Origin of the sequence: Yeguia hominis (genome assembly GCF_014384705.1) — a bacterium.
In the GTDB taxonomy this organism is placed as follows: Bacteria; Bacillota; Clostridia; order Oscillospirales; family Acutalibacteraceae; genus Yeguia; species Yeguia hominis.
This window is the reverse complement of record NZ_JACRSN010000019.1, coordinates 1-13,029: the sequence shown is the minus strand read 5'-3', so window position 1 is coordinate 13,029 and position 13,029 is coordinate 1. Positions and strand designations below refer to the sequence as shown.

Sequence of the window (13,029 nt, the reverse complement as noted above, 5' to 3'; positions counted from 1 at the left end):
GCACCATGACGCAGATTACATGGAAAGAATCCTGCGGGTGCGTGTCCGTCCGGCTGCAGGGGCATGCCGATTTTGCGAGGCAGGGGGAACGCGATCTTGTATGCGCGGGGATCTCTATGCTGGTGTGCACGCTTAGCGCATGCCTGGAAACGCAGGAGGCGCGCGGGCTTGTGCGGCTGCAGCGCCGGAAAGTAACGCCGGGAGATGTGGCGTTTCAGATTGCAGTTTTAACGCACGCCGAAGAAGTGCGCGCAATGCTCGATACGATTCTCACGGGCTTTCAGCTGCTGCAGGAAAGATATCCGGAAAATGTCGCTATTGAAATGAAAGGATAACAGAAACGGAGAGGGTTGCCGCCTCTCCGTTTTTTTGTATGCGTTTGTAACATTGCAGCATCATGATTCCCTTTTAAAATTGCAAATGATTTTGCGGAGAAAAAAACTAGGGTGACGGAATTTTTTGAATTTTCTACAATAGAAGAAGAAGCGAGGGCGGCGCACGCCTTCGGATGAATGGCACTTCGGAAAGACGATGGAAAGGAAGCAGTCACATGCAAATTACAAATTTGGATCTCCGTCTGTTTGACGGCGCAGCCGGTGCAGAGGGAGGCGCGGCGACAGCAGCCGCCGCTTCGGCGGAAACCGCAGGAAAAGACGCTGCAAATTCGGGCGAAAACAAATCCCCTTTGGACGCCGCAAAGGAACGGGCGAGAGCAAAGAATCCGCTTTCTGCCGTGCGATACGGAAAGCAGGAAGCAGAAGAAGCCGCTCCCGACGCCGGGGAGCAAAACGAGGAAACACCGAACGCGGAGGATCCGCCCGCAAAGCCGAGCTTTGAGGAACTGATTAAAGGCGAATACAAGCAGGCGTTCGACGAGCGCGTGCAGAAGATCATCAATCAGCGATTCCGGGAAAGCCGGGAGTTCAAAGCACAGGCGGAACGGTATACGCCGCTGCTGGAGACGCTGGCAGAGGTGTACCATGTGGAGGATAAGGATCCGGAAAAGCTGCTGGAAGCGATTGAATCGGATCACAAGATCTATGAAGCGGAGGCAGAAAAACGCGGCATGACTGCCGATCAGCTCCGGGAGATCCGGAAAATGGAGCGGCAGAACGCAGCGCTCAAGCGTGCGCTGGATGAACGCCAGGCGCAGGATCAGCACGAGGAGGCTTTGCGGAAATGGCAGGAAGAAAGCGAAGCGGTTAAGACGGTCTACCCGGCCTTTGAGCTCGGGCAGGAAGTGAAAAACCCGCAGTTTGTCGGCCTTTTACGGAATGGGATTGATGTCCGCACCGCATACGAGGTGCTGCACAAGGATGAAATTATCAGCGGCGCGATGCAGTATACGGCGCAAAAAGTTTCGGAGCAGGTGGCGAACAATGTAAAGGCCAAGGCTGCACGGCCGGCCGAAAACGGCGTGCACACACCTGCCGGCGTGATCACCAAGACGGATGTTTCCAAACTCACGAAAGCAGACCGCGCAGAAGTCATGCGCAGGGCAGAACGCGGGGAACGGATTGTATTTTAGCGCAATCTGTTTTCTGAAAAAAGGAAAGGAGAAAAACATGAAATTCGAAACCAAACTCAATTTACAGCTGTTTGACACGCAGACAACGCTGCTGAATGCCGCGGGAAATGATCTTTCCCCGGAGATGAAAACGTTCTATGATATGGCGCTCATCGATATGGCGGAGCCGAACCTTGTACACGATCAGTTCGGCCAAAAGCGCCCGATTCCGAAAAACGGCGGAAAATCGATTGAATTCCGGAAATTCAGCGCACTGCCGAAAGCGCTCAAGGCCATTACCGAAGGGGTTACGCCGGCGGGCAACAAGCTCAACGTCACGGCGATCACCGCGCAGGTTGCGCAGTACGGCGATTTCGTCCAGCAATCAGATGTTCTGGAGCTGACCGCGATCGACAACACGGTCGTGGAGGCGACAAAGCTTCTGGGCGCACAGGCGGGCCGCACGCTCGACACCATCACCCGCAACGAGATTGTGGGCGGCACGAACGTGCTCTATGCCAGCGGCACAACCCGCGGAGGTCTCGGCGAATCGAATCTGATTTCACTGGATCTGATCTTTAAGGCAGCGGCGATCCTCAAGGCGGCCAACGCGCCGCAGATTGACGGCTCCTATGTGGCGATTATCCATCCGCATGTGGCAAAAGATTTGATGGTTGCGGCAAAGGATGCCGGCTCCTGGGTGGATATCAACAAGTATGCAAATCCGGAGGCGATCTTTAACGGCGAGATCGGAAAGATCGGCGGCGTGCGCTTTGTGGAGACGACCGAAGCGAAAATCTGGCAGGGCGCGGATCTGGCGCAGGACGGCCGGACACTGACCGTAAACGGTGCAATCTCTTCCGGGAGCAAATCGGTCACCTTTGACGGCGGAACGGTTGCGGCAAATGCGCTGGTCGGGCGGTATGTCCTTGTAGGCGGAACCAGAGCGAAGGTCACGGCGAATACGACTTCTACGCTGACGCTGGACACGAACGTCACCGCAGAGGACAATGCGGTTATTTATCCCGGCGAGGGCGGCGCCGGCGGCATCGGCGTATATGCAACCATGGTGCTCGGTGCGAACGCGTACGGCGTTACCGAAGTAACGGGCGGCGGCCTGCAGCACATCGTCAAGCAGCTCGGCTACGGCGACGACCCGCTGAATCAGCGCAGCTCGGTCGGCTGGAAGGCGATCAAAACCGCGAAGCGCCTTGTGGAGGAATACATGGTGCGGATTGAGACCTGCTCAAGCTTCAGCAAAGACGTAGAAGCAAACTAAGAAAACAGACGGGCGGGGCGGGTGTTTCCGCCCTGCCCGCAAGAGAAAGGGGCTTTTTTATGGCGAGTAAAGAAAGCGTAAAACCGGCTGCGGCGCCGGATCCGATGGAAGAAAAGGTATACATCCACCTGCCGCGGGATCGGGAAAACAAACAGGCGGATTTGTTTGTGGGGCTCAACGGAAAAACCTATCTGATTCAGCGTGGCGTGGACGTTCTGGTCCCGCGCGCGGTTGCGGAGATTATCCAGAATTCCACGGAGCAGGACGAGGCGGCCTACTCGTTTATTGCGGGGATTGCGCAAAACTAAAGAAGGGCGGCAGGCCGGCTGAAAAGGGATGTGTGCAGGCACGTCCCTTTTTTCGAAAGGAGGAAAATCGGACGTGACGATTCAGGAGGCAATTGCGCGCTGCGACGGGCAAAAGCCAAACGCTTACAGCGAAGCGGAAAAAATTCGGTGGCTATCGGATCTGGACGGCCTTGTGCTGCAGGAAATCATCCGCACACACGAAAACAAAGACGGCATCGGCGCAGAATATGCGGGATATGATCCGGAGGAAGCCGGCATCCAGTCGCAGACGCTGCTGATTCCGGAGCCGTATTCCGATGTGTACATCAAGTATTTATTTGCACAGATTGATTTTGCAAACGCGGAGTTCGCAAGATACAACAATTCCGCCATGCTTTACAACACGGCCTATCAGGCCTACGCCAATTTTTACAATCGGACACACCTGCCTCTGCAGGAAAACCGGATTTGCGCAAAGTAGGTGAAAGGATGTATTTGCCGAATTTAGAAGAAACCGCGCGGCGGCAGACGGTGCAGCTCGATTTTAAGGGCTATAACCACACCGACGCGGCGGACGACACGCAGTTTTACAATATGGGAAATTTGTGCTCCGCGCGCTATCCGGCGCTTTCGCCGCGCGCCGCACGGAAGCTTTACAGCGGCCCGACAGAATTCACGGCGCTTTCCGGGCTTTCTGCAAAAGAGCGCCTTTGCTGGGTAGAGAACAACGTGTTCTATTACAACGGCAGTGCAGTTTCAACGCTGCCGGTGCTGCCCGCCGGCAAACGCCGTCAATTCGTATCGATGGGCGCATATTTTGTGATCTTTCCGGATAAACGGTACTACAATACCGAAACCCAGGAATGGGGAACGCTGGAAGCGTCGTTCGCCACAACCGACGACGTACATTTTGCGCTGACGACACGCACAAGCGATCCGTTCCTCAATTACGCCATCGGCAGCACTGCGCCGAAATCTCCGAAAACAGGCGAATTGTGGCTCGACACCAGCGGAAACACCCCTGTGATGAAGAAATATAACGGATCAAACTGGGAGACCACAACGGAACCATACAAAGCCTATACGGTATCGGGAATCGCACCGGAAGCGCCGAAAAACGGGGATTACTGGATGGACACCAGCGCAAACCCGCACGCGCTCAAGCAGTTTGCATCGAGCAGCGGCACGTGGACGCCGGTCCCGAGCACGTATGTGCGGATTTCTTCATCTGGGATCGGCTCTTTTTTCCAGCAGTATGAGGGCGTTACCATTTCCGGATGCAAAGAGGATGCCTTTAACGGCGAGTTTCTGATTTACGATCGGGGAGAAAACTATCTTACGGTTTCGGGAATTCTGGACCTGGGATTTTCCCAGGAGACGCCGCTGACCATTTCCCGCAAAGTGCCGGACATGGATTTTGTGTGCGAGCTCAACAACCGGATCTGGGGATGCTCTTCGGAAAAGCACGAAATCTATGCCTCGGCGCTTGGCGATCCGAAAAACTGGAATTGCTTTTTGGGAACCTCGCAGGACAGCTATGCGCTGACCGTCGGGTCGGTCGGCGATTTCACCGGCTGTATTGCGCACCTGGGGTATGTGCTCTTTTTTAAAGAGGATCTCATCCACAGAATCTACGGAACGAAACCGGCAAACTTCCAGCTTGCGAGCATCCGCGCGCGCGGTGTGGCAAAGGGAAGTGAACAGAGCCTGCAGATTGTAGGGGAAACGCTGTACTACAAGAGCCGGGACAGCGTCTGCGGGTATGACGGCGCGATGCCGTATGATATCGGCGCGCCGCTCGGCCCGATTCTGTACCGGAACGCAAGTGCAGGCGCGCTGGGCAGACGGTACTACCTTTCCATGCAGTCGCCGGATTCTGCGTGGCATCTTTTTGTGTACGACGAGGCGTACGGCTTCTGGCATCGCGAGGACGGAACGCACGCGACATATTTTGCAAGGCTTGGGGATAGCCTTTACTATCTCGACGGGGAAAGCGGCGGTATTCGCGGCATCCAGGGCGCAGCGTCCGTTTCCGGGCTGACCGGCACGGACGAAGGCGCAGTCTCGTGGTATGCGGAGAGCGGCGACCTCTGGCAGGATGTGTTCGACCGGAAATATCTTGCACGGATGCAGATTCGGATGCAGCTGGAGGCGGGCTCTTCTGCCGCGCTTTCGGTTTCCTACGATCACGGCGCGAGCTGGGAGACGGTCTTTCAGACAACGGCGGCGGTGCGGAAAACCTATGCGGTTCCGATTTTGCCGCACCGGAGCGACAGCGTTCGGATTCGGATGGCAGGGACGGGCCCTTGCCTGATCTTGGGCGCAACAAAGGAACTGGAACAAGGAAGCGAGGTGTAGCATATGTATACCCTTTCTTTGCCGCAGCTTCACACATCGGCAGGAAGCGCAGAGCAGGCGCGGCAGCTGCGCAGCTATCTCTATCAGCTTACGGAGCAGCTGCAGTATGCGCTCTCAAATATCGGGGAGGAAAATCTTTCCGAAGAGCTGCGGCAGCAGTACGCAGGTGCAAAAGGGCTTTCTGAAAAGGTGAACGCCATTGCACAGCGCACGGACGCCAACAGCATAAAAGGCGAGACGCTGACAAACGGGCTTGCGGACACGGAAAAAACCCTGCGGGAACAATACGAGGAACTGCTGACCGAAATGCAGACCCGGGCGGATGCGATTGAAAAGGCGTATCAAAGCGAAATTGAAACGGCTGCGGATCAGATTACTTCGACGGTTTCGGAAACCTACACGCTGAAAACCGAAACAGAGACGCTCGCCGGGGTTGTGGAATCCAACCTCAAACAAACCGCGGAGGCGCTCATGGCGGTATTTGAAAGCGCATACGACTTTCAGGATGCGGACGACTTACATGCATTCAGCCAGGCGTTCCGGACCTATATCCGGTTTTCTGCGGATGGGATCGAGATCGGAAAGGATGACAGCCGGATTGTCGCAAAGCTTCAAAACGACCGGCTTTCGTTTGTTCAGCCGGGAAGCACCGACTATGAGGTAGCCTATATCAGCGAGAAAAAACTGTATATCACAGAAGCACAGATTTTAAAGCTGCTCACCTTCGGGACGGACGCGCACAACCGGCTGTTCGATTTAAAGACAGATCTTGAAACCGGGCTGACGCTGACAAGCCGGGTTTCGGCAGGATGAAGGGACATGAGCGGAAAAGGAGGAACACATGGCGGCATCCGGTTCTTTTAAAGTAACAACCAGCAACCAGTATATTTCCGGGACAGTGGCCTGGAGCGAGAGCGCCGTCAGCGAGGCGGACAACACCTCAAAGGTTACGGCAAAGCTGCGGTTGAGCCGGACGAACACCGGCTATGAGACCTGGGGACAGGGATCTTTTACGATCACGATCAACGGATCGTCCAAAACAAACAGCGGTTCGTTTTCGTTTACCTATGATTCCAACACCTTGTGCGTCGAGCATACGGTTACGGTTGCGCACAGCGCGGACGGCTCTAAAAGCGTCACCATAAAGGTCAGCGGCGAGCACATGTTCACGCTTTCGACGCAGAGCGGAACGGCAAAGCTCACCACCATTCCGCGCGCTTCGACGCTGACCGCTTCCAATGGAACGATCGGCATCAAACAGACGCTCAAGATCGCGAGGGCATCGAGTTCCTTTACCCATACAATCACCTACAGCGCCGGTGCATCCGGTACGATTGTGACCAAAACGAGCGGAACCAGCGTTTCGTGGACGCCGCCGGCATCCATTGCAGGCAGCAGCGCGAACATTGCCAAAACGCGCATTTCCTGCACCCTGACGCTCAAAACCTACTCCGGCAGCACCGAAATCGGAAGTAAAACCAAAACCATTACCCTTGCGGTTCCGAACAGCGCCGCCTTTTGCCCGACGTTTACGCTAAGTTCCCCGATCCATAGCGGCGATATTGTCCCGGACAGCTGGGGCATCTATGTGCAGTCGCTGTCAAAGGTCAGCGTTGCGATTACGGGCGCTGCAGATGCAAACGGCAGCCTTCCGCTGACCTACTCCATTACAGACGGACGCACATCATCCAAAAGCGTTCTGTTTACCTCCGGCCTTCTGCCGAATGCGGGCACTGTGACGCTAACGGCGGTTGTTAAAAACGCAAGGGGCTACCAAACCAAAAAGACGCAGAAAATCACGGTTGCGGCATACAAGCCGCCGGTCATCAGCAGCGTGGATATGCAGCGCTGCCTTGCACCGGCAGAGGACGGAACGCTCGGCGGCGACAGTCCGGTCGGCACATATATCCGGGTGCGGGCGATCTTCGGGTATACCAGCTTGTCAGGAAAAAACAGTCTGACGGCAAGCAGGGTACAGTATCGGGTGGCGGGGAGCAGCAGCTGGAACACGGTGCCGCAGGCGCTTGTCAGCGGACAGGATCTCGTCTTTGGGGATGGAGCTATCAGCATTGCCAATTCCTATGAGGTGCAGATCACCGTAACGGATGCGCTCTCGCAGTCGGACGTTTACAAGGGAACCGTTCCGACGTCAGAGGCAATTCTCAATATTCGCCCGTCCGGACTCGGAATCGGGATCGGCAAATATGCGGAGCAGGACAATCTTCTGGACGTGAAGTGGCCGGCGCGGTTCCGGGACGCGATTTCTGCGGGCGGAAACCTGAATCTTCCGAACAATGCCGGCGTGCGCAGTCTGCTTTCCGGCGGAACGGATGCGAATCTGATTGCCCGCAATGCTTCCAACAACATCTGGATCGGCGAGGCCGTCGGAGAAACACAGGGAAACGTGTATCTTAGCACCAAAACCGGCGGATATGCAATGGTCTGCCGGAATGATGCGCGGCGAAAAGTACTCGATTACAGCTTCGTGTTTGAGCTGTTGTTTTCCGGAACGATCGGCAGCAGCAGCGGCGCGACAGCGGTTCCCGGAATCTCCAGATATCACATTTTCCTGCTCTATCTCGACGACAATTCACCGGTGCTGGGCCTGCGGAAGGGGGACAATATCCGCGGTGTCGGCGGGTATTTTTCGAGCACAAACCCCTGGGTCGTGACCTTCGGTTTGACGCTTTCCGGAGACAATGTTACCTATGGCAACGCGGGAAACTTCTATGTGAGCGCGTCGAGCAAAACCATCGGCGGCGTCAACGCTGCGAAGGCGGTCACGAAGATCTGGGGACTGCTGGGCGCAGAAAGCGACGTATAAGGGGGCGTGCAAAGATGAAACTGAAACTGGACACAGAGGGATATGTGACCGGCTACACGGAATATTGCCTGGACTATGAGGCGGCGCCGGGCGTGGAATATACCGGGCCTGTGCCGGAAGATTTTGCGATATCGTGTTCCAATTACCGGTATCAGGACGGGCAGCTTATCGCGGATGCAGACCGGTGTGCGCGGGCGCTGCAAAAAGAGAACGCCGCGATCGAGTGGCAGGAAATCAGCAGCTGGTTTTCCTGGTATGACAACCAATGTATGCAGTATCAGCGCAGCTTGCGGCTGGGGGAAGCCTTTGACCAGGATATTGCGGCGCTTGACCAGGAGGCAAAACAGAAACAGGCCCGGGCGCGGGAACTTCAAATTTTGTTAGGAGGCAGTGAACATGGCAACGTATAAGATTCGAAACGGCGATACGCTGTACGGCATTGCGCAGAAATACGGGACAACCGTCAGCGCGCTTGCAAAAGAAAACAACATTTCAAATCCCAATCTGATTTATGCCGGCAATACCCTGAAGATTCCCGGGACAAGCAGCAGCAAAAGCACCGGGAACTCGACTTCTGCTGCAAAAAAGCAGTCCCTGACGCCGCTGCAAAAGGTAGAGGCAAAAAAACCGAACGCCTATCGGCCGTCGAAAACGCTTACTTCGGTAAAAAAGACGCTTACAGGCTATGAAAAGAAGAAGCCCGGCGCATACAAAAGCGCCTATGCGGATCAGATTGACGAGATTCTGGACAATATTCTGAATCGAAAAGATTTTACCTATGATTTCAATGCGGATCCACTTTACCAACAATACAAAGATCAGTATACCAAACTCGGCCAGCAAGCCATGATCGACACGATGGGCGAGGCGGCTTCCCTGACCGGCGGGTACGGCTCGTCCTATGCGACGACGGCGGGAAACCAGGCGTACCAGAATTATCTTGGCGAACTGAACAACGTAATTCCGGAGCTGTACAGCGCAGCCTATGACCGCTATCGCACAGAGGGCGAGGATCTTTACAACAAGGCGGGGCTGCTGCAGGGCCTGGATGAGAGCGACTACGGGCGGTATCGCGACAAGGTTTCCGACTATTACAACGACCTGACCTATTACTACACGAAATACAACGACATGTCCCAGCAGGAATATGAGCGGTATTTAAACAATCTCTCTGCGTGGCAGGCTGACCGGGACTATTATTACGGCAAGCAGAAGGACGCGCAGGATCAGGCCAACTGGCAGGCGGAGCAGGACTTTGCAAGAGAGCAGTGGGAATGGCAGAAGGCACAGGCGGCAGCTTCGGGGTCCGGCGGCGGAGGCGGCGGACGTTCGTCGGGCGGAGGGTCGTCGAGCGGAGGGTCGTCGCGCGGTGGGAGCGAGTGGCATCCTTCTGATAACAATATCAACAAGAAGGAGGCTGGGTTTGACGAATACGATGCGAACGGCTATCGTCCGCTCTATAAAAACCGGGCGATTACGCTCATGAACAGAAACGGGAAAAAGGCTGCAAGCAATTATGTGAGCCAGAAGGTGTCAGAAGGAATGCTTTCACCGGCACAGGGCGCACAGATCCTGAAAGAGATCGGTCTTGGATGAGGAAAGGGGCAAGTGTATGGCAGCGATCTACAAACGAGAAAAAGTAATTTCCAAATCAATGGCAGAGGCTTTGATTCAAAACGAACTGGACCAGATAGACCGTCAGGAGGAAGAATATTATTCTTCCGGCGGAAGTTCCGGAAAGCTCAATTCTCATACCATTGCGCAGGCGGCACACGACGCGGAGCTTGGCGACTGGCGGAAAAACCGCAGACTCGAACGGGTTTCCTCTGTGATCGAACGGCAGAAAGAGATCGACCGCTATCGGGCAAATCCTTCTCCCGGGGCGACTTCCGGACGAAACAACAAATACACCACGGCGGTTTCCGAGCAGCGAAAAGAAATTACGGGGCTTCTCGATGATATCCAGTCGAATTACAAAGCATACAAGGCGTATTATGGAAGCAGCGCGCTCTCGGAGCTGGAAAGCAATCTTTCGTCCCTTCTGGATGGGCTGGACAAAAAAAAGAACAGCGCCGCCGGCAAGAAAGAAAATCAGGCGCGCGGGGCGTTTCCGCAGCAGTTTCAGCCGGAGAAACAGATGCCGGATGTGTATCAGAAGGTTGAGGGTGAAGCGCAGGAACAGGCGATGCGGATTCAGCGGCTGTTGCAGGACAATCCGGGACTTGACACGCTGTATCAGATGGTGCAGGACAAGGGCAGACGCAGCGAGAAATACAAAGAGCGCTACGGCATTACGGAGGATGACCTGCGAAAAGCCTATCAGACGGTTTACGGAGAACAGGTGCGGACGGGCAATTCGGACACTTTGCAGAAACAGGCGGAGTCTGCGCGGGAAAACGCCGGGAACACATGGAAGGAATATGAACGCATTCGCGCGCTGACAAGCTTGCCTTATTGGGACTATTCCGGAGACCAGATTGCGCTTAGCCGGGAATTCCGGGAGCAGTCCCTTCCGGAGCTGGAAACCTATGCCAAAAAGTACGGCGTCTTGCTCAATGCGGAAAACCCGGAACTGTTCAGCGGGCAGCTGGAAACCCTGCAAAAACGCGTTTATGAGGCCTATACCCGGGATCATGAGGCGGATGAAACGTTCTCTTCTGCTTCGACGGACGCAGGGGTTTACCAAAAGGAGCAGGAACGTCTGCGGAAGCTGCAGGAAGAGCTGCAGCCGTATGAAGATCTTCGGCGCAATGCGGATTTTGCGGAAAAGTCCAGCGTAAACGAGGGCTACGCAAGCAAAGAAACGCAGTCCGGCAGCCATATGTACAACTCCGGCGATGATTTTCAATATGATTTGGTCAATGATCTTGGAGAAGCCAGACAAATGGTAGAACTCGGACTTGCCGGCAGGCGGGAAGAAGATGCGCCGATTGCAGAAATGACACCGGAAGAGGTGCAGATTTACAACTATCTGTATCAGCCGGAGGATCAAACGGCAGCAAAAGAGTATTTGCAAAAGCTGATGCCTCTTTTAAACAAGCGATATTCCGAAAATCTGGCGGAAGGAACGGCGGGATTTGCTTCCAAAAACACGGGGACGGCAATTTTGTCAAATGCCTATTCCGTGCTGAATAGCGTGAATAAAGGCAAAGCAATGGGGTATGTTCTGCGTCAAACGCTATCCGGAGAAGATGCCGACCCATACAGCCCCTATTTCGACGCAACTGTGATGAACCAGGCAATCCGCGGCACAACCGGGGAAGGGATTCAGAACAGTGTCGGCGGGTTTGGAGGGGAAGCGCTTTCGTTCCTCTATGACACCGGAATGTCGTTTGTAGATTCCGTGGGATCTGCTGCGGCGTTCGGCCCGGGCGGACTTGCGGTAATCGGACTTTCGGCTGCTTCGGACACTTCATACGACGTGCTGCAGCGGGGCGGAGACACGGATCAGGCGCTTGTTGCGGGCGGGCTCGCGGGTGTTGCCGAGGCGGCGTTTGAAAAAATCGGACTGGACAACCTGTTCGGTGCAGCAACCCCCGGTGCGCGCCGGTCTCTGCTTTTGACCGGACTAAAGCAGGCCGGAATTGAAGGAAGTGAAGAGGCGCTCACCGAAGTGGCAAACTTTATCTCCGACACGGCGGTGCTGGGAGAGCTTTCTAATTATCAGCTTGAAGTCCGACAGGGAATTGCGCAGGGGCTGACGCGGCAGCAGGCGGAAGAGCAGGCGACGAAAACATTTGCGCAGAACGTCGGGCTTGCCGCGCTTGGCGGCGGACTGATGGGCGGCGTCGGCGGTACGGTCTCTGGCGGAATTGGAAATTTGCGCAGCCAAAATGAACCCTTTACAAATCCCGGAAACGGGAATATGATAGAGACAGAGGGGCGCACTGCGCCCGGCCCGCAGGAGCGGACGGTCGGGGACGCTACATATCGGTATACGGAGACGGCGCCGGAAGCATATACGCCGCGGTCGCAGGAGATCAAGTCGGGCTTTGACGAGTTGGGGATTGCAAGCACGATCACGGACGGGGCGGCAGAGAGCGAGCGGAACGGACGTGTTGTGACGCAGAGAGGACAGGCCTCTACGCTGAAGGACGGCAGCATTCTTGTCCGGAACGACGCAGACAGCACGCTCTCGACCGGTCAGATTGTCGGGCATGAAATGTACCATGTCGGCAAAGAGCGCCACGCCGCAGAGTCCCAGGCGTTCTATGACAGCATTGCGGAGAGCGGAAACATCAATTTTCAGAGTGAAGCGTTTCAGGATATTGCGGATAAAATTAGCGATGCATATTTTAATGGCGAACTCGATATTACAAAAGATTACAGGAAGTTTTTTGAAGAGTTCACAGGATATGTCAGTGGGGACCTGAAAGCAAATGATGGTTCATTAAGTGAAGATTTTGCATCCATGTTCTATGATTCGAACGCAATTACAGAATCGTGGAGTATGCTGCATGACATGTTTTTACAAGACGGAAAGGTGCGTGCAAACAATGGACAAAGCAGAGAAAGAGGCTATGCAGAAACGGATGAAACAACTGGTCGAGGGCTATTCCGGAGTGAAACTCCCGGATCTAATACCGGAAGAGAAGAAGCGCAAGAATCGGGAAATGTGGGCCAAATTCGCAGCGGAGCAGGAGCGCAAGCGCAAGGCTACGGAGAAATAGGCAATTTTGCCGTCCAGGACGGGCAAACCGGCGGCGTTTCGGCACAGCGGGGAAACAACCCCTATGGAACAGAAACCGGCGCAGAAGGGCGCACAGGGGCATTT

At 55.1% G+C, this 13,029-nt stretch carries 11 protein-coding genes; all 11 read left to right on the top strand.

Annotated features, from left to right (window positions below; translation table 11 throughout):
- Window positions 1-5 precede the first annotated feature (5 nt).
- The gene (locus tag IAG03_RS11295) at window positions 6-335 is read left to right on the top strand and encodes a ribosomal-processing cysteine protease Prp (protein ID WP_249320136.1); all 330 of its coding nucleotides are present in this window, start codon (window positions 6-8) and stop codon (window positions 333-335) included.
- Between the two features lie 215 nt (window positions 336-550).
- Window positions 551-1,528 (top strand): hypothetical protein, encoded by a 978-nt coding sequence (locus IAG03_RS11290; RefSeq protein WP_249320135.1) that lies wholly within the window; start codon window positions 551-553, stop codon window positions 1,526-1,528.
- Window positions 1,529-1,565: 37 nt separating this feature from the next.
- A complete protein-coding gene (locus IAG03_RS11285) occupies window positions 1,566-2,786 on the top strand; it encodes a N4-gp56 family major capsid protein (protein WP_249320134.1) in 1,221 nt (406 codons plus the stop codon).
- Between the two features lie 59 nt (window positions 2,787-2,845).
- Window positions 2,846-3,094 carry a hypothetical protein gene (locus IAG03_RS11280; RefSeq protein ID WP_249320133.1) on the top strand — a complete coding sequence of 83 codons (249 nt, stop codon included), beginning with the start codon at window positions 2,846-2,848 and terminating at the stop codon, window positions 3,092-3,094.
- A gap of 73 nt (window positions 3,095-3,167) precedes the next feature.
- Window positions 3,168-3,554, top strand: a complete 387-nt coding sequence (locus IAG03_RS11275; protein ID WP_249320132.1) for a hypothetical protein — start codon at window positions 3,168-3,170, stop codon at window positions 3,552-3,554.
- The gene (locus IAG03_RS11270) at window positions 3,542-5,431 is read left to right on the top strand and encodes a hypothetical protein (RefSeq protein WP_249320131.1); all 1,890 of its coding nucleotides are present in this window, start codon (window positions 3,542-3,544) and stop codon (window positions 5,429-5,431) included. The genes IAG03_RS11275 and IAG03_RS11270 overlap by 13 nt, the downstream gene beginning before the upstream one ends.
- A gap of 3 nt (window positions 5,432-5,434) precedes the next feature.
- Window positions 5,435-6,244 carry a hypothetical protein gene (locus IAG03_RS11265; protein WP_249320130.1) on the top strand — a complete coding sequence of 270 codons (810 nt, stop codon included), beginning with the start codon at window positions 5,435-5,437 and terminating at the stop codon, window positions 6,242-6,244.
- A gap of 28 nt (window positions 6,245-6,272) precedes the next feature.
- Window positions 6,273-8,255, top strand: coding sequence for a DUF859 family phage minor structural protein (locus IAG03_RS11260; RefSeq protein ID WP_249320129.1), 1,983 nt, complete (start codon window positions 6,273-6,275; stop codon window positions 8,253-8,255).
- 14 nt (window positions 8,256-8,269) lie between these two features.
- Window positions 8,270-8,665: a hypothetical protein gene (locus IAG03_RS11255; protein WP_249320128.1), complete on the top strand. Its 396-nt coding sequence runs from the start codon at window positions 8,270-8,272 to the stop codon at window positions 8,663-8,665.
- On the top strand, window positions 8,652-9,851 hold the full coding sequence (locus IAG03_RS11250) for a LysM peptidoglycan-binding domain-containing protein (protein ID WP_249320127.1): 1,200 nt from the start codon (window positions 8,652-8,654) through the stop codon (window positions 9,849-9,851). The genes IAG03_RS11255 and IAG03_RS11250 overlap by 14 nt, the downstream gene beginning before the upstream one ends.
- A 16-nt stretch (window positions 9,852-9,867) precedes the next feature.
- The coding region (locus tag IAG03_RS11245; protein WP_249320126.1) for a hypothetical protein at window positions 9,868-13,029 on the top strand (3,162 nt) is incomplete at its 3' end.